Origin of the sequence: Hymenobacter frigidus (assembly GCF_014640435.1) — a bacterium.
Taxonomy (GTDB): Bacteria; Bacteroidota; Bacteroidia; order Cytophagales; family Hymenobacteraceae; genus Hymenobacter; species Hymenobacter frigidus.
The window spans coordinates 108397-131873 of record NZ_BMGY01000008.1; the positions used below are offsets into that span (position 1 = coordinate 108397).

At 61.9% G+C, this 23477-nt stretch carries 26 protein-coding genes and 1 pseudogene; 19 read left to right on the plus strand and 8 right to left on the minus strand.

What is annotated here, in order from left to right; all coding sequences use genetic code 11:
* Positions 1-140: 140 nt before the first annotated feature.
* Positions 141-977: a hypothetical protein gene (locus tag IEW17_RS06460; RefSeq protein WP_188561219.1), complete on the plus strand. Its 837-nt coding sequence runs from the start codon at positions 141-143 to the stop codon at positions 975-977.
* Positions 978-985: 8 nt separating this feature from the next.
* Here IEW17_RS06460 and IEW17_RS06465 read toward each other — a convergent pair whose 3' ends face one another.
* Positions 986-1726 (minus strand): DUF3891 family protein, encoded by a 741-nt coding sequence (locus IEW17_RS06465; RefSeq protein WP_229748840.1) that lies wholly within the window; start codon positions 1724-1726, stop codon positions 986-988.
* A gap of 101 nt (positions 1727-1827) precedes the next feature.
* On the opposite strand from IEW17_RS06465, the gene IEW17_RS06470 reads away from it, so the two are divergent.
* From IEW17_RS06470 to IEW17_RS06495, 6 genes are all read left to right on the plus strand, one after another.
* The gene (locus IEW17_RS06470; RefSeq protein ID WP_188561221.1) at positions 1828-2148 is read left to right on the plus strand and encodes a hypothetical protein; all 321 of its coding nucleotides are present in this window, start codon (positions 1828-1830) and stop codon (positions 2146-2148) included.
* A 6-nt stretch (positions 2149-2154) separates the two neighbouring features.
* Positions 2155-2325: a hypothetical protein gene (locus IEW17_RS06475; protein WP_188561222.1), complete on the plus strand. Its 171-nt coding sequence runs from the start codon at positions 2155-2157 to the stop codon at positions 2323-2325.
* A gap of 29 nt (positions 2326-2354) precedes the next feature.
* Positions 2355-3263, plus strand: a complete 909-nt coding sequence (locus tag IEW17_RS06480) for an alpha/beta fold hydrolase (RefSeq protein ID WP_188561223.1) — start codon at positions 2355-2357, stop codon at positions 3261-3263.
* A 109-nt stretch (positions 3264-3372) separates the two neighbouring features.
* Entirely contained in the window at positions 3373-4170 is a 798-nt protein-coding gene (locus IEW17_RS06485) for a TerC family protein (protein ID WP_188561224.1), read from the plus strand.
* Between the two features lie 156 nt (positions 4171-4326).
* Positions 4327-4605: a hypothetical protein gene (locus tag IEW17_RS06490; RefSeq protein WP_188561225.1), complete on the plus strand. Its 279-nt coding sequence runs from the start codon at positions 4327-4329 to the stop codon at positions 4603-4605.
* Between the two features lie 126 nt (positions 4606-4731).
* The gene (locus IEW17_RS06495) at positions 4732-4998 is read left to right on the plus strand and encodes a hypothetical protein (protein ID WP_188561226.1); all 267 of its coding nucleotides are present in this window, start codon (positions 4732-4734) and stop codon (positions 4996-4998) included.
* 77 nt (positions 4999-5075) lie between these two features.
* Here IEW17_RS06495 and IEW17_RS06500 read toward each other — a convergent pair whose 3' ends face one another.
* Complete coding sequence (locus IEW17_RS06500; RefSeq protein WP_188561227.1) at positions 5076-6068, minus strand: NAD-dependent epimerase/dehydratase family protein; 993 nt, start codon at positions 6066-6068, stop codon at positions 5076-5078.
* A gap of 130 nt (positions 6069-6198) precedes the next feature.
* Here IEW17_RS06500 and IEW17_RS21445 point away from each other — a divergent pair.
* The 3 genes and pseudogenes from IEW17_RS21445 (at position 6199) to kbl (ending at position 9074) form a co-directional block, all read left to right on the plus strand.
* Positions 6199-6636, plus strand: a pseudogene (locus tag IEW17_RS21445) (BLUF domain-containing protein).
* A gap of 53 nt (positions 6637-6689) precedes the next feature.
* A complete protein-coding gene (locus IEW17_RS06515; RefSeq protein WP_188561230.1) occupies positions 6690-7772 on the plus strand; it encodes a patatin-like phospholipase family protein in 1083 nt (360 codons plus the stop codon).
* 105 nt (positions 7773-7877) lie between these two features.
* Positions 7878-9074 (plus strand): glycine C-acetyltransferase, encoded by a 1197-nt coding sequence (gene kbl, locus IEW17_RS06520; protein WP_188561231.1) that lies wholly within the window; start codon positions 7878-7880, stop codon positions 9072-9074.
* A gap of 132 nt (positions 9075-9206) precedes the next feature.
* On the opposite strand, the gene cdaA is transcribed toward kbl, so the two are convergent.
* A complete protein-coding gene (gene cdaA, locus IEW17_RS06525) occupies positions 9207-10037 on the minus strand; it encodes a diadenylate cyclase CdaA (RefSeq protein WP_188561232.1) in 831 nt (276 codons plus the stop codon).
* Between the two features lie 152 nt (positions 10038-10189).
* Positions 10190-11065: a dihydropteroate synthase gene (gene folP, locus IEW17_RS06530; protein ID WP_188561233.1), complete on the minus strand. Its 876-nt coding sequence runs from the start codon at positions 11063-11065 to the stop codon at positions 10190-10192.
* Positions 11066-11201: 136 nt separating this feature from the next.
* Between folP and IEW17_RS06535 the strand changes: the two genes are divergently transcribed.
* The 5 genes from IEW17_RS06535 to IEW17_RS06555 all read left to right on the plus strand — a co-directional run bounded on the left by IEW17_RS06535 (position 11202) and on the right by IEW17_RS06555 (position 15450).
* Entirely contained in the window at positions 11202-11738 is a 537-nt protein-coding gene (locus IEW17_RS06535; RefSeq protein ID WP_188561234.1) for a DUF1599 domain-containing protein, read from the plus strand.
* Between the two features lie 203 nt (positions 11739-11941).
* Positions 11942-13102 carry a BT_3928 family protein gene (locus tag IEW17_RS06540; RefSeq protein ID WP_188561235.1) on the plus strand — a complete coding sequence of 387 codons (1161 nt, stop codon included), beginning with the start codon at positions 11942-11944 and terminating at the stop codon, positions 13100-13102.
* Positions 13103-13114: 12 nt separating this feature from the next.
* Positions 13115-14173 carry an ABC transporter permease gene (locus IEW17_RS06545; protein ID WP_188561236.1) on the plus strand — a complete coding sequence of 353 codons (1059 nt, stop codon included), beginning with the start codon at positions 13115-13117 and terminating at the stop codon, positions 14171-14173.
* 1 nt (position 14174) lies between these two features.
* Positions 14175-14723, plus strand: coding sequence for a shikimate kinase (locus IEW17_RS06550; RefSeq protein WP_188561237.1), 549 nt, complete (start codon positions 14175-14177; stop codon positions 14721-14723).
* A 55-nt stretch (positions 14724-14778) separates the two neighbouring features.
* Positions 14779-15450, plus strand: a complete 672-nt coding sequence (locus tag IEW17_RS06555) for a sterol desaturase family protein (protein WP_188561238.1) — start codon at positions 14779-14781, stop codon at positions 15448-15450.
* An 83-nt stretch (positions 15451-15533) separates the two neighbouring features.
* Here IEW17_RS06555 and IEW17_RS06560 read toward each other — a convergent pair whose 3' ends face one another.
* The gene (locus IEW17_RS06560; RefSeq protein ID WP_188561239.1) at positions 15534-15713 is read right to left on the minus strand and encodes a hypothetical protein; all 180 of its coding nucleotides are present in this window, start codon (positions 15711-15713) and stop codon (positions 15534-15536) included.
* Positions 15714-15873: 160 nt separating this feature from the next.
* On the opposite strand from IEW17_RS06560, the gene IEW17_RS06565 reads away from it, so the two are divergent.
* Positions 15874-16497, plus strand: coding sequence for a DUF1684 domain-containing protein (locus IEW17_RS06565; RefSeq protein WP_188561240.1), 624 nt, complete (start codon positions 15874-15876; stop codon positions 16495-16497).
* Between the two features lie 166 nt (positions 16498-16663).
* Here the strand turns inward: IEW17_RS06565 and IEW17_RS06570 are convergent, their stop codons facing one another.
* The 3 genes from IEW17_RS06570 to IEW17_RS06580 form a co-directional block, all read right to left on the minus strand.
* Positions 16664-17551, minus strand: a complete 888-nt coding sequence (locus IEW17_RS06570; RefSeq protein ID WP_229748843.1) for a TPM domain-containing protein — start codon at positions 17549-17551, stop codon at positions 16664-16666.
* Entirely contained in the window at positions 17548-18006 is a 459-nt protein-coding gene (locus tag IEW17_RS06575) for a TPM domain-containing protein (RefSeq protein WP_188561241.1), read from the minus strand. Before IEW17_RS06575 ends, IEW17_RS06570 begins: the two co-directional genes overlap by 4 nt.
* Before the next feature lie 176 nt (positions 18007-18182).
* Complete coding sequence (locus IEW17_RS06580; protein ID WP_188561242.1) at positions 18183-18761, minus strand: LemA family protein; 579 nt, start codon at positions 18759-18761, stop codon at positions 18183-18185.
* A gap of 212 nt (positions 18762-18973) precedes the next feature.
* Here IEW17_RS06580 and IEW17_RS06585 point away from each other — a divergent pair, with 212 nt between their 5' ends.
* From IEW17_RS06585 to IEW17_RS06595, 3 genes are all read left to right on the plus strand, one after another.
* Positions 18974-19975 carry a sugar phosphate nucleotidyltransferase gene (locus IEW17_RS06585; RefSeq protein ID WP_188561243.1) on the plus strand — a complete coding sequence of 334 codons (1002 nt, stop codon included), beginning with the start codon at positions 18974-18976 and terminating at the stop codon, positions 19973-19975.
* Between the two features lie 62 nt (positions 19976-20037).
* Positions 20038-21117 (plus strand): hypothetical protein, encoded by a 1080-nt coding sequence (locus IEW17_RS06590; RefSeq protein ID WP_188561244.1) that lies wholly within the window; start codon positions 20038-20040, stop codon positions 21115-21117.
* Positions 21118-21210: 93 nt separating this feature from the next.
* Positions 21211-23439 (plus strand): prolyl oligopeptidase family serine peptidase, encoded by a 2229-nt coding sequence (locus tag IEW17_RS06595; protein ID WP_188561245.1) that lies wholly within the window; start codon positions 21211-21213, stop codon positions 23437-23439.
* Positions 23440-23477: the final 38 nt, after the last annotated feature.

Below are 23477 nucleotides of genomic sequence, written 5' to 3' on the forward strand. Positions count from 1 at the left end.
GGCCCGCACAGCGGCTGAATGCGCAGAAAGCCAGCGGCTACGCCGGCCGTATGCCCCGGATTCAAATCTAACCCGGGACGGGGCGTATCTTGGCCGTCCCGGCCGCACTCGGCGGCTGCGGCTCATTCTTTGGTGTCGTTATGCATTCTATTTCCTCCCTGCTGCGCCTGCGCGCGGTCGTTGTTGCCAGTGCCCTGCTGCTGGGCTGCTCCTCCCCCAACCAGCCCGCCGAAAAGCAAGCGCCGCCCACTGCCAGCGGCACCAACCCCGCCGCCGAGGGTTTCGACCAAGCTGGCTCCGACCCCAAAGCCATAGCCATTGCCGACCGCATGATGCGCGAAATGGGCGGCTACGATGCCTGGCGCGACACCCGCTACCTGGCCTGGAGCTTCTTCGGCGGGCAGTACCAGATTTGGGACAAGCAAACCGGTGATTTTCACTGGGAAAAAGACACACTCGTGGCCAACTACAACCTTAGCACCCAAAAGGGCCAGGTGTACAGCCGGGGCCAAGACATTTCGGCCACGCCCGCCGGCCAGGAGCTGCTGGGGAAACTGCCCGCCATTTGGAACAATAATTCCTGGTGGCTGCTCATGCCTTTCAAGCTCAAAGACTCGGGCGTGACGCTCACCCACAAAGGCCCCAGCAAAACCATGGCCGGCCAGCCCGCCGACCTGCTGCAAATGACCTTCAAGAACGTGGGCACTACGCCCGAAAACCGCTACGAAGTGCTGGTGAGCCCCACCACCGGTCTCGTTGAGGAGTGGGCGTTCTTCCCCAAAGCCGCCGATGCCCAACCCGCCTTCCGCCGCACCTGGAGCAACTACATCCGCCAGGGCCAGCTCCTGCTGGCCGCCAACCGCGACGAAGCCACCAAGCCCACCCACCTCGACGACATTGCCACGGCCCAAACCCTGCCCGCGGGCGTGATGACCAGTGCCGTACCCGTAGCCAAGCTGGGGGCCCCGCTCAAGTGAGCAGTGCGCTAAACGCGGTGTGAAATCCAGCACAGCACCTCGATGGGCGCGGCGCACAGGGCAGCCGCTAGCCCAGCATCGTCCTTGAACTGGAGCCGCGTGAGCACGCTGGCTTCCACGCTCACCACCAGCTCCGCATCGCGAAAAGGCCAAGGCTGAATGCTGACCGGCCCGCCGGCTACGGGCTGGGCCAGGGTGTGGATGGTGCCATCGGGCCCACGCGCGATTTCCACGGCGCGGCCCATTTCCGGGATTTCGTGCCGGCACAGAATGAGCGAGAGCCGGTCGCACCATTGCAGCAGCGCGTAGGCCTCGTCGGCCTGTTTTTTGGTAAGCTCCAGTTCCTTTCGTCCCTTTTTTTGGCCGGCCACCAACTCATCCAGGAAAGCGTCGATGTCCTTTTTTTGCCCGCGCAGGCCTTCGTGGAGGTAGCTCAGGTGCAGGCTGGTGAGCAGGCTGCGCCAGCGCCCCTGGAAACGGGCGGCGGCCAGCACCCGGGTGGCCTGCTCCATCGAAAACTCCTTTTGGGTGAAGCTGGCTGGGGCCCCGGCGGCGGTGAGGCCATGGTGGCTGCCGCGCCCGTGCCAATCGGTCTGCTCATCGTCGTGCTGCGCGATGGCGGCCAGCAGGCCCACCCAGCGGTCGGGCGGCAGCGTGGGGGCCCAGTGCCAGGCGAGCTGCGCGGCCAGCAGGGCGTGGGCTTGCTGGTAGATGATTTGCCAGCCGGCGGGGGTGGAGTTGACTATCATATCATTATGGAGCATAATAAACTCTACTAGGCACGGGTACCCTTACGGCGTAATGGCTTACCGGATGCTGAGTATCCCTTTAAAAGAACAACGATTCAAGTGTGAGAACCTTTACCCTCAGCGGCGCGGGCGATGGTAACATAGTGGTGGCCCGCCTGAATGCGGCGGGGCAGTGGACGCAGGCCGTGGAGGTGAGGAGCCGTAATTGCTACGACTTTCAGGGCAGCACCCTGGCCCTCAACGCCAACGGCGATGTGGTGGTGGCGGGCAGCTTCAGCGGCGGCCAGGTCACCTTTGGGCCGTGTAGTCTAACTGCTGTTACGCGGCGAGTTACTCCAGTTGCTGGAAAGCGGCTTTTGCTACTTCAGAAAAGGCCGTTTCCAGGCAACCAGCCAATTCACCGCGTAACATCAGTAATCTAAATAATTGTGAGCAGTCAGGCTGATATTTTTGTGGCGCGCCTGAGCAGTGCCGGCCAATGGAACCAAGCCGTGCGGGCAGGCGGCGCCACCGCCGCCGTGCTCAATGGGCAGGGCCTCACCCCCGGCCTCTATTTGGTGCGCTGCGGTAGTGCCACCGGCCAGCTGGTGATACAATAACCCCCATCTTCCCCCACCGTATCCCGGCCATGCCCCACCCCGCCGCCGGCAGCCCCACGCCGCTCGCCATTGCTTTGCCCGACGGCCGCCAGCTGGGCCTCACGCGCTACGGCAACCCCGCGCACCGGGCGGTGGTGTTTCACCACGGCTTTGGCTCCTCGGGCCGGGAGCTGCCCGGCGATGCGGCCCTGCTGGTCCGCCTGCAGCTCCAGATTCTGGCTCCCGACCGGCCCGGCGTGGGACAGTCGAGCGTGTACCGGGCGCTCACGTTTCCTTCGTTTGCCGACGACGTGGTGGCCATGCTCGACGCGCTGGAAATTCGGGAGCCGGTGGGCGTGATGGGCTGGTCGGTGGGCGGAGTGCATGCCCTGGCGCTGGCGGCACGGCACCCGGCGCGGGTGGCGGCCGGACAGTTGCTCAGCACCTGCCTGCCGCTGGGCGAGCGGGCCGCCTACCACCACCTTTCGCCCCTGTGGAAGGCCCTGCGCTGGGGCCAGCTCAGCTTTTCGTGGCTGAACAGGACCACCTTTCTGTGGCTCAGCCGGCAGTGGGCCCGCCACCCCGACCGCACCATAGCCTGGTTTATCCACCTCATGTTTCCGGCCGAAAAAATTGTGACCCGCCGCTGGCGGGCGCTGCTGCGCGATGCGGCGGTAGCCGGCTTCGCCCACCACGGCCGGGGCGTGTTCGACGACGCGCAGGCCTGGTGCCGCCCGCCGGGCTTTCGCATCGAGGAGGTGCAGGCGCCCATGCGCCTCTGGCATGGCCAAGCCGATGGCGTGTGGGCTCCCAGCAATATTCCCTACCTGGCCGAGCGGCTGGGCGGGGCGCCGGTGCGGCTGCTGCTGGCCCAGGGCCACATGCTGTACCTGGAGAACTGGACGGCCATTCTGGAGGAAATGGCCGGGCTACTGCCGGTTAGTCGAGCAAAAGAATAGCCGTATTTCATCTGACAACCGGTTCGGATGCCAGACGAAGCATAACGTTCTTTGGGGTCGCATCTTTCCGCAGTAGGCACTGTTACCCTACTACCCTAGCCCCTCCTCCGTGAATCAATACGTCGAGCAAATTATCCAAAACCCGTTGGCCTCGCTGGCCATCGTGGGCAATCTGGTCATCATCGAAAGCTTACTCTCGGTGGACAACGCCGCCGTGCTGGCCACCATGGTGGGCGACCTGCCCAAGGACCAGCGCAAGAAAGCGTTGCGCTACGGCATCTTCGGGGCGTATATTTTCCGGGGACTGTGCATCATCTTTGCCTCGTTTCTCATCCAGTTCTGGTTTCTGAAGCCGCTGGGCGGCCTGTACCTTTTGTATCTGGTGTACGACCATTTCAAGGCCCGCCCCGCGCACGACGACATGGTGGACAAGCAAAAAAGCTGGTTCTACCGCCACACCCTGGGGCTGTTCGGCAAGTTCTGGGCCACCGTGGCGCTCATTGAGCTGATGGACCTGGCCTTTTCCATCGACAACGTGTTTGCCGTCGTGGCTTTTACCGACAACCTGATTCTGATTTGCGTGGGCGTGTTCATCGGCATCCTGGCCATGCGGCTGGTGGCGCAGGCCTTTGTGCTGCTCATGGGCCGGTACCCGTTCCTGGAAACCGCCGCCTTCGTGGTCATTGGCATGCTGGGCCTCAAACTGATGCTGTCATTAGTGGGCCATTACCTGCCCGGCCACCCCGTCAGCGAGGCCCTCGAAAGCGAAGCCGCCGATGTGGCCCTGACCGTGCTCACCGTGGTCGCCTTCGCGGGCCCGTGGGCTACCTCAATGCTGTTCAATGTGCCCCAGCGCCCCGGTGGCAACCGCATTACCGAGGCCGGGGCCGCCCGGCAGAAGGTGTAGGCATCCCGGTCGCCTGCCCGCAGGGTGCCTACCGGGAAACCAGTATTTTTTGCCTGAAAGGACTTATTCGAAGCCAGTTCAGTAGTTGTATAGCCGATTATTGACTGGTTTCCGGGTGGTTTCCGGCGGGGCCGCTTTCCTACCTAAAATCAGCCCATGCTCTCCGCCCTTGCCCTTTACGCGGCTTTGCTGCGGCCCGCCGCCCTCAGCCAGGCGGCCCAGCCTGATACCACACGTCAGTTTCGCGGCTACGCCGGCCTCACTTTTGCCTGGGGCACGCTGGAGCTGCGCAAGGGCACGCGGCTGCGCGACCGAAAGGCGCAGGGCCGTTTTAGCGCGGGTGGTATCGGTGGCAGCCGTTTGGAGGGCGCGCAGCAGGCTGTCGGGCGGGGCGGAAGGGGCTTGCGCGGAGCGGGGCAGCGGGCAGCAGAATGAGGCCGGCCAGCAGCGGAAACCCTCGTTGCCACCACCTCCATTGCCCTCATGAGCAGCGGCCGGAGTGATTCGTCTGCTTCAAATAACCGGGAGAAAACCAGGCTGCCATCACCGTCAAAATTAGGCTTGGCCGCGGCCGACGAGCCACACCCCTGCGTGGCGCTGGGCCAGATGCTGAACGTATCGAGAAACGGCTTCGGCTACTCCTATGTGCAGCCCGAACTGTGCTACGCGGCAGGTCGGCGGTTGCTTTCGGCCCGCGCCTCCTTTATGCCCTACAACACCACGATTCCCAACGCCAACGCCATTGCCCGGCGTGAGGATTGCGTCGTGGTAGAGCGCCGGGGATACCGTACCAGTGAATTCCAGCCGGGCCTTGGCGTGAAGCTGTAAGCGGCTGGCGGTAACGCAAGGACCACAAAAAAACCTCCCGGTGTGGCCGGGAGGTTTTTCTACGAAGCGCGAATCGGCTACGCCAGCTGCATCTCCTTCAAGTGCAGGAGCATATCAGCCGTCATTTTGTCGAGGTCGAAATCGGGCTGCCAGCCCCAGTCCTGCCGGGCCTTCGCGTCGTCGATGCTGGCGGGCCAGGAGTCAGCGATTTGCTGGCGGCCATCGGGCTTGTAGGTTACCTGGAAGTCGGGCAGGTGGCGCTGGATACTGGCGGCGCTTTCAGCCGGCGAGAAGCTCATGGCCCCCAAATTATACGAGGTACGCACCTTGATTTGCTCGGCCGGGGCGTGCATCAAATCCAACGTTGCCTTTAGCGCGTCGGGCATGTACATCATCGGCAGGTGGGTGTCCTCGCTCAGGAAGCACTCGTAGTTTTCGCCGGCCACGGCCTTGTGGTAAATATCCACGGCGTAGTCGGTGGTGCCGCCGCCGGGCAGGCTCTTGTAGCCGATGAGGCCGGGGTAGCGCAGGCTGCGCACATCGAGGCCGTGCTTGCGGTGGTACCACTCGCACCACTGCTCGCCGGCCAGCTTGCTGATGCCATACACCGTGTTGGGGTTCATGATGGTAACCTGCGGCGTGTGGTCGCGCGGGGTATCCGGCCCGAACACGGCAATGGAGCTGGGCCAGTACACCTGGGCCACGCCGTGGGCCACGGCGGCTTCGAGCACGATGAGCAGGCCGTCCATGTTCAGCTGCCAGCCGAAAAGCGGGTTTTTCTCCGCCGTAGCCGAGAGCAGGGCGGCGAGGTGATAAATCTGTTTGGGCCGGTACTGGCGGATGAGCTTGTCGAGGCGCGAGCGGTCAAGCACGTCGAGCAGCTCGAAAGGGCCGCCGGCCAGCAGGTCGGGGTTTTTGGGCGGCCGCACATCGGCGGCTACCACCAGGTGGGGCTCGTAGCGTTGGCGCAGGGCCGCTACCAGTTCCAGGCCGAGCTGGCCGCAGGCACCAATAACCAGCACGGAGCCGGGTAAAACAGAGGTTTCAGGTTCGCCGGAAGGGAGGGCCATGCGCAGGTCGGGAAATAGTTGGGACGGTGGGAATGGGGCAAAGATACCGGGGCTGCCGTAGCCGGAACGGCGGAAGCCCCGTACTTACCCTCATTAGTTTTTGTGAGACCCTGCTAGCAGAATAGTCCGCATGCCAGATTTACATCTTCTTTATTGCCTGATTTACTGCAGTAATGCTTCGCGGGCAGTACACGAAGTGACACTGTTCCCGCTGCTGCGCAAGGCCCGCCACTACAACCAGCAAGCCAATATTAGCGGCTTGCTCCTCTATGCCAACGGCCAATTCCTACAGGTGCTCGAAGGCCCCGAACCCGCCCTTAGTGACCTGTAAGCCCGCATTCAAGACGACCCGCGCCACTTCAATGTGCGTACACTAGCTTACGGCCTCGTGGCGGAACGAGCTTTTCCCGACTGGTGCATGGCCTACGCAACCACCGACAAGAACGTACTTGAGAAAGTCATCGGATTTATGCCGCTGGCAGCAGCACCTGGCCTGACGTCGCGCCCCACCCCGGAACTCCGGCTGCTGCTGCGCGAGTTCGGAGCAGGCCTGGTCCGGGGCCGGTAGTAGGCGCAGTGCGCACTGCCACCGCTGGCTCGCCTAGCGGTATCTTTGCCCCGATGAATACCCCACGGTTTTTCCTGTGTTTGGGCCTGTTTGCATTACTGAGCGGGACCGTGAGCCGCGCCCAACCTACCACCCCGCGCCCCACCTACCGCAACCTGGTGATGGAGGGCGGGGGCATTCGCGGCATTGCCTACGGTGGGGCCCTGCTGGAGCTGGAGCAACAAGGCTTACTGCGCGGCATCGAGCGGGTGGGCGGCACCTCGGCTGGGGCCATTCAGGCGGCGCTGCTGGCGGTAGGTTACTCGGCCCAGGAAATAATTGACGTGGTGAATGCCACGCCCATCCAACGGTTGAACGACGGCCGATTCATTTTTTTCGGGGGTACCCACCGGCTGGTGAAGGAATACGGCTGGTACCGTGGCGATGAGTTCAGCACCTACCTCAGCGAGTTGGTGGCCCGCAAGACCCAGCAGCCCAACCTCACCCTAAGCCAATTGCACGACTTAGCCCAAAAGCACCCCGGCCAGTACCGCGACCTCTACACCACCGGCACCAACCTCACCACCCAGCGCGTACAGGTGTTCAGCCACGAAACCACGCCTACCATGCGCGTGGCAGATGCCGTGCGCATCAGCATGAGCATTCCACTGTATTTCCGGGCGGTGCTGCTCGACGCCCGGAACAACGTGCTGACTGGCAATCCCGCCCCCGGCCAGCCCGTGCAGGTCCTCGTCGATGGCGGCCTGCTGGCCAACTACCCCGTCGATTTGTTTGACTATTCCCGCTACCTGACTGGCCTTGCCGGCCCGCCTGATGCCCGCGGCCACGTCTTCAACCCCGAAACCCTAGGCCTGCGCCTCGATCGCGCCGAGCAGATTCCGCTGGACAACGCCCCCGCCGGCCGCCAGCAGCTTGCCCCCTACGACATCACCGATTTCAACACCTACATGGGCGCGCTCTACACCGTGGCCCTCGAAAATCTGAATCCCGTGCGGCCCGCCGACTGGCAGCGCACCATCAGCATCAATTTCCTGGGTTTCAGCCCCAAAATCAAGCGCATTTCCGATGCCCAGAAACAGCAGTTGATGGACAGCGGCCGCCAGGGCGTACAGGCATTTTTGCGGATTAAAAATTAAAAATGAGGAATTAAAAATGGACATCAAAGCGCCTCTTCATTGTTGATTTTGTTCTTCCTCAGGATTCGATTTTTAATTCTTCATTTTTAATTTTTAATTCAAAAGATGTACGCCACCCTCCAGCCCGACCTCACCCAGCAGCTTCAGGAAATCAAAGACGCCGGCCTTTTCAAGAAGGAGCGCATCATCACCTCGCCCCAGGGGGCCGAAATCGAAACCGACGAAGCTGGCGAAGTGCTGAACTTCTGCGCCAACAACTACCTGGGCCTGAGCTCCCATCCCGAAGTCATCAAGGCTGCCAAGGCTGCTATCGATTCGCACGGCTACGGCCTGAGCTCGGTGCGCTTCATCTGCGGCACGCAGGACATTCACAAGGAATTGGAAGCCAAGCTAGCCGAGTTTCTGGGCACCGAGGACACCATTCTGTACGCGGCGGCTTTCGACGCCAACGGCGGCGTGTTCGAGCCGCTGTTCAACGAGCAGGACGCCATTATTTCGGATGCCCTGAACCACGCCAGCATCATCGACGGCGTGCGCCTGTGCAAGGCCCAGCGCTACCGCTACGTCCACAACGACATGGCCGACCTGGAAAAGCAGCTCCAAGACGCTCAGGCCAAGGGTTCGCGCCACCGCATCATCGTCACGGACGGCTCATTTAGCATGGACGGCACCATCGCGCAACTCGACAAAATCTGTGACCTAGCCGATAAATACCAAGCCTTGGTGATGGTAGACGAGTGCCACAGCAGCGGCTTCCTGGGCAAAACCGGCCGCGGCACCCACGAAATGCGCGGTGTGATGGGCCGCGTCGACATCATCACCGGCACGCTGGGCAAGGCGCTGGGCGGGGCCATGGGCGGCTTCACCTCGGGCCGCAAGGAAATAGTGGACATGCTGCGCCAGCGCAGCCGCCCCTACTTGTTCTCGAACACCCTGGCGCCCGCCATCGTGGGGGCCTCCCTCCGCGTGCTGGAGCTACTCACCGAAAGCACCGAGCTGCGCGACCAGCTGGAAGAAAACACCAAGTACTTCCGCGAGCAGATGACGGCCGCCGGCTTCGACATTCCGGCCGGCGAGCACCCCATCGTGCCCGTCATGCTCTACGATGCCAAGCTGGCGCAGGAATTCGCGGCCCGCATGCTCCAGGAGGGCATTTACGTGGTGGGCTTCTACTACCCCGTGGTGCCGCAGGGCAAGGCCCGCATCCGGGTGCAGCTCAGCGCCGGCCACACCCGCGCGCACCTGGACACGGCCATCGCAGCCTTCATCAAAGTAGGCCACGAGCTGGCGGTGCTAAAGTAGTCGAAGGCGCTTGAGCAGCACACCGAAATAACTAATCCCAATTAGTACTTCACAAAGAGGCTTCTCACCATTTGGTGAGAAGCCTCTTTTGCGGGTTGTTGCTTGGTTATAAGCGCACAGCTCCGGTCAGCTTCAGGCCGCAGCTTCCGATTTGAACGCCGTTGGCCGGCTGCCTGCGCTGGCCAGCAGCCACTCGTTCAGCAAGGCCCGGAGCTCGCCGGTGGCCAGGTCGCGGTGTACTTCGCCGTGGCGCACCAGACTCATGGCCCCGGTTTCTTCGCTCACCACCAGCACCACGGCGTCGGTGATTTCACTCAGGCCGATGGCGGCGCGGTGGCGCAGGCCCAACGAGGCGGGCACGTCGGAGTTCTCGCTCACCGGCAGAATGCAGCGGGCAGCTTTGATGCGGCCACCGGCCACAATCACGGCCCCGTCGTGCAGGGGACTGGTTTTGTTGAAAATAGACAGTAATAGGCGCTTGCTGATTTCGGCATCGAGCCGGTCGCCGGACTCGGCAAAAGCCGAGAGGTCGGAAGCCTGCGTGAAGCAGATGAGGGCCCCCGTGAGTTTATTTGAGAGGCTTTTGGCGGCTTCCACAAACGGCCCCACGGCCAGGGGCTCGGCCTCGGCGGGGCGGCCCCAGCCCCAACCACGCACCCGCTCCAGGGCCGTGGCCTTGCCCACGCTCAGCAAAAAGCGCCGGATTTCCTGCTGAAACAAGATGATGCTGGCCAGTACCCCTACGCTCATAAACTGCCCCAGAATCTTGGTCAGCAGCTCCATGCCGGTAGCTTTCACCACCAAATACAACAGGTAGAACGACACCAAGCCCAGCGCCACATTGAGCGCCACCGAGCCGCGAAGCAGCTTGTAGAGTTGGTAGAGCAGCACCGTCACCAGCAATATGTCGGCCGCGTCAATCCAGCCGAACTGCAGGAAATTGATGGGAAAGGGGCCGGACATTGAATGGGTGGTGAGAAAAGCAAGTGTTTGTCATCCTGAGCAGAGCAAAGGACCTTATCGCTACTGAACAAGTTGCAGTAATCCGACGGGCCCAGACGTGATAAGGTTCTTCGCTCTGCTCAGGATGACAAACGCCCTTCAAATTACGGCCTTTATTGCGCTATCGGAAACGTGTTGGCAAATAATTGTATGGTTTGGCGCGCTTCGGCCACGTCGTGCACCCGCAGCAGGTGGGCCCCGCCCTGCAGGGCCACCACGTGCAGGGCGGTGGTGCCGTTGAGCGCGGCCTCGGGCGCGAGGCCCAGGGGGCCGTACACCATGCGCTTGCGCGAGAGGCCAGCCAGCACGGGCAGGCCCAGCGCCTGCAGCTCGGGCAGGCGGCGCAGCAGCTCGTGGCTTTGGGCGGCGGTTTTAGCGAAGCCGAAACCGGGGTCGAGCACCACGTCCACGGCTCCGGCCTGGCGCAGGGCCACGAGGCCGTCGCGGAAGTACCGCAGCAGGGTTAGCACCAGGTCGTCTTCGTAGTGGATGAGCTGGGCCATGGTTTGGGGCGTGCCGCGCAGGTGCATCAGCACGTAAGGCACCCGCAGGCGGCCCACGGTGGCAACCATGGCCTCGTCCAGGGTGCCGCCGCCCACGTCGTTCACCATGTCGGCCCCGGCGGCTACGGCGGCGGCGGCCACGTTGGCCCGGAAGGTATCGGCAGAGAGAAAGGCTTGGGGAAATTCTTTCCGCAGGGCGGCCACGGCGGGCAGCAGGCGCTGGGTTTCTTCGGCTTCGGAAATATCCTCGGCGCCGGGGCGGGTGCTGTAGGCCCCCAGGTCGAGCACGGCGGCTCCGGCTTGCAGCATGGCTTCGGCACGGGTCAGCAGGTCTTTTTCCGAAGCCACGCGGCTGGCGGCAAAAAAGGAGTCGGGCGTGAGGTTGAGGATGCCCATCACCTGCGGCTGGTGCAGGCTGAGCAGCCGCCCGTGGGGGCTGAGCAGCGACGGTGCTACGGGGTGGCCAACGTAATTCTGAGTACCCATCGGTTTACTTTGTCATGCTGAGGCACGAAGCACCTTATCATCGCTCCACGTCTCTGTAATTATTAACCAAGCGGCGCGGACGTGATAAGGTCCTTCGCTCCGCTCAGGATGACAATATTAAGTCGTCGCTCCCCCATTGACTACCCCCGAACACTACGACTTGCTGCTGGCCCGCTGCCGCACCCTGTTTCTGGCCAAAACCCACGACTACGGTACGGCGTGGCGTATTCTGCGCCTGCCTTCGGTCACGGACCAGATTTTTATCAAAGCCAACCGCATTCGGACCATTCAGGAAACCGGCGTGCAGCTGGTGGCCGATGACGTGAACGAGGAATTCGTGGCCATCATCAACTACTGCCTCATTGCCCTGATGCAGCTGCACCTGCCCGCCGCCACCCCGCTGGACATGCCCGCCGCCGCCGTGGCCGATGCCTACGACCAGGAAGCGGCCGAAAACCGCCGCCTGCTCCTGGCCAAAAACCACGACTACGGCGAAGCCTGGCGGCAAATGCGCGTGGCCAGCATCACCGACCTTATTCTCATGAAGCTGCACCGCGTGAAGCAGCTCGAAGATATTGGCGGGGCCGCCCTGGTGAGCGAAAGCGTGGAAGGCAGCTACCGCGACATGCTGAACTACGCCGTATTTGCCCTGATTTTGCGCGGCGAGGGGTAATTGAGCGGGTGAAAATCAACGTCATGCTGAGCTTGTTGAAGCATCTCCACTGCGTAACTAACCTTTGCGATTCAACGAAGCAGTAGAGATACTTCGACTACGCTCAGCATAACGACCTTGTCTCTTTTCGCATCCGCTCTAAAGGGGCTCCCCGCAAACTAAATCCATTGCCCAGCCGTTTGCCACCGGCTTACTTTGTTCTTATGTCCGCACCACTTTCCGCCGCCGCCACTCCGGCTCCGTCCCTGCTTCGCTCCACTACCCGCGTGGCGTGGTTCCTGCTGGGGGCCTTGTTTATCTTTTCCGGCCTCATCAAGCTGAACGACCCGGTGGGCACGGCCCTGAAGCTGGAAGAATACTTCGACGTATTTGCCGTCGATCTGCCGGCGCTCGATGGGCTGTTTCGCTCGCTGGGCGGCAGCTCACGGCTGCTCTCCATCCTGCTCAGCTCGCTGGAAGTAATTCTGGGGGCGGCGCTGCTACTGCGCTGGTACCTGCGCCAAACCCTGTGGGTACTGCTGGCGCTGCTGGTATTTTTCACCTTCCTCACGTTTTATTCGGCGGCTCTTAACAAGGTGACGGACTGCGGCTGCTTCGGCGATTTCGTCAAGCTCACGCCCTGGACGTCGTTTGCCAAGGACCTGTTTTTGCTGCTGCTCTGGTTCGTTGTGTTTTCCAACCAGCGGTTTTTGCGCCATTCTTTTGTGCAAGGCACGACCGGCATCATGACCATGACGTTTGTAACCGCCATTGCCATTGGCATTGGGGTGCGGGCGCTGGGCCACCTGCCATATTTTGACTTTCTGCCCTACAAAGTCGGCAACAACATTGGCCAGCTGATGAAGCCAGCGGAGCCGGCCCGCTACAACTACACGTTTGAGCACAACGGCGAAACCAAGGTCTTCAACGAGTTTCCGACGGATACTACCTGGAAATACAAATCGATGCAAACGCTCAACTCCAAGGAGTCGACGCCGGTTATCACCGACTTTGGGGTGAGCGACGAGAATGGCAACTCCTACACCCAGGAGCTCCTCAAGGGCAATAAGCTCGTGCTCATCGTGCAGAACACGAACAAAACGGACCGCGACCGATTCGCGGAAATTAATAAGCTGCTCAATTCGGTGGGCAAGTCGCGCAAGAACATCACCGCCATCACCATCACCAGCACGAGCCCAGGCAAGTTCGACACTTTCCGCCACGAGATGAACATCGCCACGCCCTACTACTTTGCCGACGCGACCGTGCTCAAATCCATAGTTCGCTCGAACCCCGGCCTGATGGTGTTGCAGGATGGCGTGGTGCGCGCCAAGTACCACTACCACGACATCCCGGAGCTGTTCGAGGTGGAAAAAGCGCTGTAGCCCATCCGCCGAATGCTTCCTTTCATTCTCCGCCGCCTTGCCCAGGGCCTGCTTGTGCTGGCGGGCGTGGCGTGCACGGTGTTTTTGCTGTTTAATGTGCTGCCCGGCGACCCCGCCGCCCTGCTGGCCGGCCAACGCTCCGATGTGGCCACCAAAGCCGCCATCACCGCCGACCTGGGCCTCGACCAGCCGCTGCCCACCCGCCTGGTTGGCTACCTCAACGATGTATCACCGCTGGGCCTGCACCCGCGCGACTCGGCCGGCCAGGCCCGCTACGGCGGCGTAACGCTGCTGCCGCTGGGCTCCCGCGCGCTGGTACTGAAAAAGCCCTACCTGCGTCGCTCCTTCCAGAGCAATAAGGACGTGCTGCGCATTCTATTGGACTATTTTCCGGGTACGCTGTGGCTGGCGCTGGCCGCCATGCTTATTGCCAGCGTGGGCGGCATTGCCTTTGGGGTAGCAGCGGCGCTACGGCCGCAGTCGTGGCTGGATAGAGCGTTGGTCACCACTTCGGTGCTGGGCATTTCGGTGCCCTCGTTCGTGGCGGCCATCCTCATCGCCGTCACCTTCGGCTTTTATTGGAGCCATTGGACTGGCCTGAGCCTCACCGGGCAGCTCTACGAAACGGACCCGTTCAGCGGCGAGCGGCACCTGGTGCTGCGCAATTTGCTGCTGCCAGCCGTGGCGCTGGGCATCCGGCCGCTGGCCATCATCACGCAGCTCACCCGCTCCAGCATGCTCGATGTGCTGAGCCAGGACTACATCCGCACGGCCCGCGCCAAGGGCCTCAGCCAAACCGCCACCGTGCTGCACCACGCCCTGCGCAATGCCCTCAACCCGGTGGTGACGGCCGTATCGGGCTGGCTGGCCTCGCTCATGGCCGGGGCATTTTTTATCGAATACATCTTCAACTGGAAAGGCCTGGGCACCGTGACGCTGCGGGCCGTCGAAAACCTGGATTTTCCGGTCGTGATGGGCGCTACACTGTTTGTAGCGGCTCTTTTTGTGGTGATAAACATTGCCGTCGATGTCCTCTACGCCGTGCTCGACCCGCGGGTGAAGCTCAATTAACATGAACAACGAGGCAAGCGGAACAAAGCTCTACCTTATCGGCATGCCGGGTTCGGGTAAAACGACGCTGGGCCGAACCCTGGCGGTGCATTTTGGCCTACCGTTTCTGGACCTGGATGCTGCGATAGTGGCCCAGGCCGGGCAGCCCATTCCGGCCATCTTCCAGCAGTACGGCGAAGCACATTTTCGCCGGCTTGAAGCCGAGGTTCTGCGCACCGTGGTGGCCCGGCCGGGGCCGCTGGTGCTGGCTACCGGCGGCGGCACGCCGTGCTTTCACGACAACCTTACGGTACTGAACACCAATGGCTTCACCGTGTGGCTCGATGTGCCAGAACCAGTGCTGGCGGCTCGGCTGGCGGCTACTGCCGAAACCAGTAGCCGGCCCCTGCTGGCCGCCACCGGCCCAACTGCAATGTGGCTTCGTGAAACCCTAGGTGCCCGTAGTGAGTTTTATGGGCGAGCCCGGTTGCGCTATGCGGCCGCTACTGAACCCGTGAGCGTACTTATTGCGCAGCTACGGACAGCGGGCTTTGCGCTTTCCGACCGCTGATTTGGCGTCGGGCGCGTAATTTTGTTAATTGATTCTTGCGTCGCTCGTTACCCTTATGCAATCAGTATCCCCCGAAGAACCCACCGTGCTGGCCCCTGAGCCGGCTGTTGCCACCGTGCGGCCCAAGCACAAAGGTTCGGCGCAGCTCTTCCAGAACCCGGTGCTGGAGCGCCTTTCGCACACGCACATTGCCCTGCCAGTAGGCATTTTCGCCGCTACCGGGGTGCTAAGCTTGTACTATGGTATTGCGCACGGCTTCATGTCGGGGCTGTCGGCGCTGGGGCTGTTTTTGCTCGGCTTATTCGCCTTCAGTTTCGCTGAATACCTGGTGCACCGCTACCTCTACCACATTCCGGCCACCACGCCGGGGCGGGCCAAGTTTCAGTACACCATGCACGGTGTGCACCACGAATATCCCAAGGATAAGACCCGGCTGGCGATGCCGCCCATCATCACGGTGTTTGTGGTGTCGTTGCTGTTCTTCATCTTCCGCCTCAGCTTCGGCTCGTATGCGTTCGGGCTGCTGGCGGGCTTCACCTTCGGCTACGCCATGTATTTGTTCGTGCACTACGCCATCCACGCATATTCGCCGCCCAAGAACTTCCTAAAAGTGTGGTGGACGCACCACAGCCAGCACCACTACCGGCAGGACGAGGTGGCCTTTGGCGTGAGCAGCACGCTCTGGGACCACATCATCGGAACCATGCCCAGCAAGAAGGGCGCGTAGTACCGCGCCCGCGCATTACCCATAAAAAAGGGGCGATTCCAGTACGGATTCGCCCCTTTTTTATGCAAACGGCTGGAGTATTCCTAGGACCGCGGGCCGCGCATCTTGTTTACAATGAAGAACAGCAGCGCTACCACAATAAACACCGCAATGATGCCCGTGTAGGCCCCTGCTTTGAAGATGCTACCGATGGCATCGCAGCTGGTGAGCGTGGTGGCCAGTGCCAGGAAGAATGCGAAGAGGGAAAGGCGGGAAGCAGTCATGGCTGTGAGTGAAAGAAGAGAGTGAAAGAAAGTGCCGGCTGCCGTGGTACGGCCGAATATGTCCTGATACTAACCCTAACCGCAAAAGGTTAGGCGAAACCCGTCGCCACGCCTTCCGCCGGACCGAGCGAGCTGCCACGCCGTCGGCTAGCTTTGGGGCATGAATCGTTCCCTGCTTTTCGCCATTCTTTTACTACTCTGGAGCCGCCTCGTTGCGGGCCAAACCCGGCCGGACAGCCTTGTGCACCGGCAGTTGGTGCAGGTGTTTCAGCAGGACCTCAACCGGGAATTCGCTGACCCCAAGGAATCGCCGCTCACGGCGGCGGAGCGTCAGGCTTTTACCACCCTGCCCTTCTACCCCACCCGCTACGCCTATGTGGTGCAGGCGCAACTGTTGCGCGATTCTACTTCCCGGCCCTTCGCTATGGAAACCAGCACCGCGCACCGGCCGCTCTACCGCAAATACGGCGAGCTGCGCTTCGTACTGAATGGCCAGGCACAACGCCTGAGCGTGTACCAAAGCGTCGATTTACTGAAGCGGCCCGGCTTTGAGGACTATCTGTTCGTACCCTTCACCGACCTCACCAACGGCCACGGCAGCTACGGCGGGGGCCGCTACCTCGATTTGCGCATTCCGCCAGCGGGCAGCAGCGGGCTGACGCTGGATTTTAACCGCGCCTACAACCCTTCCTGCGCGTATAACCACGGCTATTCCTGCCCCGTGCCACCGGCCGAAAACCGGCTGGCGGCAACTATTCCCGCAGGAGTGCGGAGCGACCATTAGAGAATGTATTCTTAAAAAAGAACGTCATGCTGAGCGCAGCCGAAGCATCTCTACCGCATAACTAATCCTGATGAGGGGATTACTGCTGCGGTAAAGATGCTTCGGCTGCGCTCAGCATGACATTCTTCTGATTATCGTCTGTCGGGTCTTTCCGATGAGCAGTAGTCTACCAGTCGCCGCTGGCACCGCCGCCGCCACTGCTGCCGCCGCCAAAGCCCCCGCCGCCCCCGAAGCCACCGCCCCCGCCGCCCCCAAAGCCGCCCCCACCGCCGCCGAAGCCGCCCCCACCGCCGCCGCCGAGCAGGGTGCCGAGCAGGAAAGGCGGAAAGAAACCGCCCCCGCCGACGCCCCGGTTGCCGCGCCCGCCACCACCGCCCCGGTTGCGCAGGAGCACGAAAATGATGACCATTGCTCCGATTATCAGCCAAAAGGGGATGCCCGAGCCCGAACCGTCGCGCGAGCGTCGGGGGCGGGCATCGGCCGGGTCGGCCTTGTACTCGCCCTTGGCCAGGGCAATGAGCTGGTCGGTGGCGCGGTCGAGGCCGGCGTAGTACTGGTTTTGGCGGAAAGCCGGCACCAGCGTATTGCTGATGATGCGCTTGGCCAAGGCATCGGGTACGGCCCCTTCCAGGCCATAACCGGTTTGGATGCGGGCGGCGCGCTCCTGCTGGGCCACCAATATCAGGATGCCGTTGTTTTTGCCCTTACGGCCAATGCCCCAGGCTTCGTAGAGTTTCTGAGCGTAGTCGGCAATTTCGTTGCCGTCGAGCGTGGGCACGGTCACCACCGCAATCTGCGACGATGTGCTGTCGTTGTACGCCACCAGCTTTTGCTCCAGCGCGTCGGCCTCGCCCGGCTGCATCAGGCGCGCCAGGTCATTGACGAGGCGCGGCGGGTTGGGGCGCGGCGGCAAGCCCTGCGCCCAGGTGCCCATCAATGGCAGCAGCCAGAGCAGGGCCAACAGCAACGGCCACGCCAACCGGCTGCCCGCTGGTGTGCGGGTTGCTACGCGTGGCCAGATATCTAACCTGGCATTAGCCACGGAAATTTTCATTTGTCGGAGGACGGCCCGGGGCCGCCGAAAGAAATGGCGTCGTCCAATTCATTCTGGTCGGACGGGGCGTGGTAGGGGAAGTAGCGCTGCAGCTGCTCGCCCACCAGTTTGATGCCGCGCTCCAGGCCCAGCACGTAGTTTTTGCGCCGGAACTGTTCCAGCACGGTCTCTTTGGTGGTTTCCCAGAAGTCGTCGGGCACAACGGAGTTGATGGCGGCATCGCCGATTACGGCAAACTGGCGGCTTTGCCAGGCCAAATAAAACAGTACCCCGTTGCGAGCGGCCGTCTTGTGCATGTTTAGCTCACCAAATACCTGCGCGGCCCGGTCCAACGGCTCGGGCGTGGGGCAGGTATCTTCCAGATGCACCCGGATTTCGCCTGAGGTCGTGATTTCGGCCTGCCGGATGGCTGCGACCAGCGCCGCATCCTGCGCGGGAGTGAGAAAGGAGGTCATTATTAAGTTTGATTTAACCGAACGTCATGCCGAACGCAGCCGAGGCATCTCGCCCGCATCGTTGAACGATTGGGTTACCCACCAAGCGAGATGCCTCGGCTGCGCTCGGCATGACGTTCTTTTTCGGCATGACGTTCTTTTTCAGCATGACGTCCTCTTACCAAAAAACCCAAACCTTAAAACTGAACCGTAGGGGCTTTGCTGGCGGCCGGGTCGGCTTCGAAATAAGGCTTGGGCTGGAAGCCGAACATCCCGGAAAACAGGTTGTTCGGGAACGAGCGGGTGAACGTGTTGTAGTCGTTGGTGACGGCGTTGAACTTGTTGCGCTCCACGTTGATGCGGTTTTCGGTGCCCTCAATCTGGGCCTGCAGCTCCTGGAAGTTGGCGTTGGCCTTCAGGTCAGGATAATTTTCGGACACGGCCAGCAGGCGGCCCAACCCGGCCGACATCTGGCTCTGGGCTTCCTGGAATTTCTTGATGTTTTCGGGCGTCAGGTCGTTAGCGTTCAGCTGCACGCTGGTAGCCTTGGCGCGGGCTTCGATGACGCTAGTGAGGGTGCCCTGCTCAAACTTGGCGGCACCTTTCACGGTGTTCACCAGGTTGCCGATGAGGTCGTTACGACGCTGGTAGGAGCTTTGCACGTTGCCGGCCTGGGCTTTCACGGCTTGGTCGCGCTGTACCATGCCGTTGTAGCCGCACGATGACTGGGTGAGCAACAGGGCCAGGCCCGCGAAGTAGAGAAGGAAACGTTTCATGGTGATGAATTGAGGAAATTGGGTATTTGAGTGGATTAATGGCAGGGGGTAGTGGAGCAAACCAAGCAGTTGTGCTATTGGTTTGGTATCGGGTCCGGCGCAAAGTACGCAGCTTGGCCCGTCAAGTTGTAGCTTGCTACTCAGCGAGCGGCATTTGCCGGCCCGCTACGGCCTGTTTGCCGTCTTCGCCTTCCCGCTCTCCCCTCTCCCAAATGAAAGCCGTTATCCCCGTTGCCGGCATTGGCTCGCGCCTGCGTCCTCACACCCACACCCAGCCCAAAAGTCTGGTTCCGGTAGCCGGCAATACCATCCTGGGCCACATTATCGACCGTCTGACAGCCGCTGGCATCACCGAATTCGTGTTCATTGTGGGCTACCTGGGCGATAAAATCGTGCGCTACGTGCGCCGCACCTACCCCGACCTGAAAGCCACCTTTGTGGTGCAGGAGCCCCGCGAGGGCATCGGGCACGCACTGTGGCTGGCCCGCGAGGAGTTTCGCCACGACGAGGACGGCGTGCTCGTCATGCTCGGCGACACCATTGTGGACGTGGACCTGCCCGCCCTGATGGCCACGCCCGGCTCGGTGCTGGCCGTGAAGGAAGTGAAGGACCCCACCCGGTTCGGCATTGTGGAAACCACCATGCACGGCCGCGTGAGCAAGGTAGTGGAGAAGCCCAAAATCCCGAAATCCAACTACGCCATGGTGGGCCTCTACAAGCTGGCCTACCCCGAAAAGCTGGCCCAGGCCCTGGAATGGCTGCACGATTCGGACGTGCGCACCCACGGCGAGCTGCAGCTCACCGATGCGCTGATGCACCTCATCGAACAAGGCGAACCCATGACGACCTGCCCGGTGGATAACTGGTTCGACTGCGGCCGCAAGGAAACCCTGCTCGAAGCCAACGCCCGCCTGCTCAACCGGCCCGAGTTTTTAGAGGGGCGCGACTACTCCGAGTTTCCCGACGCCGTGATTATTCCGCCGGTCAGCATCGGGCGCGGCTGCCAGATTTCGCACTCCATCATCGGCCCCAACGTGGCCATTGGCGATAAAACCATTATCAAAAACTGCATTCTGAGCGACTCCATCATCGGGACGTACTCCGAATTGCGTTCGGCCGTGATGCACGACTGCATCGTGGGCTCCGACGCCTCGTTTCGGGGCATGAACCACTCGCTGAACATCGGCGACAACACCGAAATCGATTACAGCTAAGAAACAGGTAGACGCTGGGCAGACGTTTCGTACTTTTCGGGACTTAACCACTCCTGTCGCGCATGATTTTTCGCCGTTTGCTTATTGCCTGTGCCGTTGCCCTGCCCCTGTTCGCCGGGGGCCAAACGCCCCTCGGTCAGCCCTCGCTCGATGAGGCCAAGGTGCAAATCTGGTGCGCCACCGTGCGTTTCGTGTACGACGACGCCGGCCGGCCCAACCTCAAAAGCACCGTGCGCTGCGAAGGCGGCAACCTCGACGCGCTCACGGCCAGCATTCGGCCCGACAGTCTGCGCGTGTACAGCGTGTTGTTTCAGCCCATTGAGGGCCGCAGCAGCATTTACCAGGGCAAGAAGGATAACACCGCCCGGCTGGCCGCCCTCACCAAAGCCATTGTGAGCAAGCTGAAGAGCTCGCCCGCCCGCCGCCGCGACCCCGCCCGCATGGCCCGCGTGGAAGCCCTCGAAACCGCCCTGACCAACTACGTGACCTCGGGCACGCCGCCCGGCGACGTGCAGGCGGCCATGATGCCCGAAGTGGCCGACACCGCTGCTGCCCCCGGCACTACCGTGGGCCCGGCCGAAGCCGCCGAAGCCCAGGCCGCCGCCGAGCGCGACGCCACCGGCACCACGGCCGTCGCCCTGCCCGGCACCGGCCCGGGCAGCCTGCTCAACCGCTTTGCCGCCCCGCTGGCCCTCATCCTGAGCATTTTGAGCCTGGTGCTCTATGTAATGCTGCGCGTGACCTTGGGCCAATGGCGCCGCCAGCAGCGCCGCGAAACCCTGGTCGCCAAGCAAGCCGCCACCACCGCCCAGGCCGCCGCGGCCGAAACCAACGCCGCCGTGGCCGATTCGGTGGCCCGCGTGAAGCGCGCCGAAGCTCTGGTACTGGCCGCAGCCCCCGAGGCGGCAGCTACGCCGGTACTCGACCAGCTCAGCCCCGCCCAACGCCTGGAAGTGGAGCGCCTGGTGAGCCAGCGCGTGGACGAGGAGCTGAAATGGCTGCGTGCTAACTTGCCCGAGCTGGTGGCTTCGGCCATTGCTCAGCCGGTTGTTACGGCCATCGATAAGGAGCCCAGGTCGGTTCCAGCGGCAGAATCGGCCAAGCCAAATCAGCCCATTGCTGACGATGTGCAGCTGGACTAGACCCGTTGGCCTATTGTCAGTTACCGGATTCTACTCAATTAAATAAAAAATAGTACGCCTGTTTTTCACCTCTTAATCCTCCCGCAACTGTTTATGAAAGCTGCCTTACCTCTGCTCGCCATGATAGTGGCTGCTACAGCCTGCCGCGCCACCACGCCCCCGGCCCGCAACACCCTGCCCCGAAACCAGGCTCTCACCGAAACTACTATGCCTGAGTACGGCGAACCCAGCCGCCTCACCGGCCTCGAACTCCTTGCTTACCCTCCCGTGAAATACCCCGAAAGCCGCAAAACCGACTTCACCGATACCTATTTCGGCACCAAAGTAGCCGACCCCTACCGTTGGCTCGAAAGCCTCGACTCGCCCGAAACTAAGACGTGGGTGACGGCCCAGAACGAGGTGACGTTTGGTTATCTAAACCAAATTCCGTTCCGGGACAAAATCCGGGAGCGGCTCACCAAAATCTGGAACTACGAGCGGTTCGGCGTGCCCGAGCAAGTGGGTCCGGAGCTGGTGTTCAGCAAAAACGACGGTTTGCAGAACCAAGCCGTGCTCTACCGCCAACGCGGCACCGGCGAGCCGCAGCTGCTGCTCGACCCCAACAAGTTCTCGGCCGATGGCACCACCGCCCTGGCCGGCACCGAGTTTAGCAACGACCACCGCTACTTGGCCTACGCCACCAGCGGCGGCGGCTCCGACTGGCACAAGGTCCGCATCATGGACCTGACCACCAACAAGCTCCTGCCCGAAACCCTGGATTGGGTGAAGGTATCCGGCACGTCATGGACCAAAAACGGCTTCTACTACTCGCGCTACGACGCGCCCAAAACCGGCGAAAACAATCTGTCGGGCAAAAACGAATTCCACAAAGTCTATTTCCACCAGCTGAACACGCCGCAGTCGGCTGACAAGCTGGTGTACGAAAACCCCAAAATGGCCTTGGGTTTCCGCATGGCCGGCGCTACCGAAGATGAGCGGTTCCTCGTCCTCAGCCTCACCGATGGCAAAGCGGATGGCAACCGCCTGCAGGTGCGCGACCTCGCCGACCCCAGGCAGGCTGCTACCTGGACCACGCTTATTCCTTCCTACGAATTTAACAACAGCGTCATCGGCAACGTGGGCGGCGAGGTGCTGGTGTACACCAACTACAAGGCCCCCAACTACCGCGTCGTCCGCATCGACCCCAAGAAGCCGCAGGAAGCCAACTGGCACGACGTGCTGCCCGAAGCCAAGAACAAGCTGGAGAATGTGACCCAAGTGGGCGGCCGCCTAGTTGCTGATTACCTGAACGATGCCAGCTCGCAGGTGAAGGTGTATTCGGAGTTGGGCAAGTTTCAGCACGATGTGAAACTGCCGGCCATCGGCACAGCCAGCGGCTTCGGCGGCCGGCGCGATGCCAAGGCCGTGTACTACGCCTTCACGTCGTTCACGTACCCCACCACGATTTATAAGTACGACTTGGCCACCAACACCAGCACCGTGTTCCGCGCCCCAAAAGTGGACGTGAACCCGCAGGACTACGTGACCACCCAAGTATTTTACCCAAGCAAGGACGGCACGAAAATCCCCATGTTCATCGTGCACAAAAAAGGCGTGGTGCTGAACGGCAAGAACCCGACTTACCTCTACGCTTACGGTGGGTTCAATATCTCGCTCACGCCCGGCTTCTCGGTGGCGCGCATGCTGTGGCTGGAAAATGGCGGCGTGCTGGCCATCCCCAACCTGCGCGGCGGCGGCGAGTACGGCGAAGCCTGGCACCAGGCCGGCATGACCCCACGCAAGCAAAACGTGTTCGACGACTTCATTGCTGCCGCCGAGTACCTCAAAACCAACAAGTACACCGACTATGAACACCTCGCCATGGCCGGTGGCTCCAACGGCGGCCTGCTGGTGGGCGCGGTAATGACCCAGCGCCCCGACCTCTGCAAAGTGGCCCTGCCCGCCGTGGGTGTGATGGACATGCTGCGCTACCAAACCTTCACCATCGGCTGGAACTGGGCCCCCGAATACGGCACCTCGGCCGATAAAGCGCAATTTGAAAACCTCCTCAAGTTCTCGCCTCTGCACAACCTGAAGCCCGCCGTGTACCCCGCCACCATGGTCACTACCGCCGACCACGACGACCGGGTAGTACCCGCGCACTCCTTCAAATTCGCCGCCGCCCTGCAAGCCGCCAACACCGGCCCCAACCCCACCCTAATCCGCGTAGACGTGAACGCCGGCCACGGTGCCGGCAAAAGCACCAAGCTGCAAATCGCCGAATGGGCCGACGTGTGGAGCTTCTGCTACGCCAACATGGGCGTGACGCCGGACGTGAAGTAGGCTGGCTTTTAGCTGTGGTCCTTGTAGCTCAATCTTTG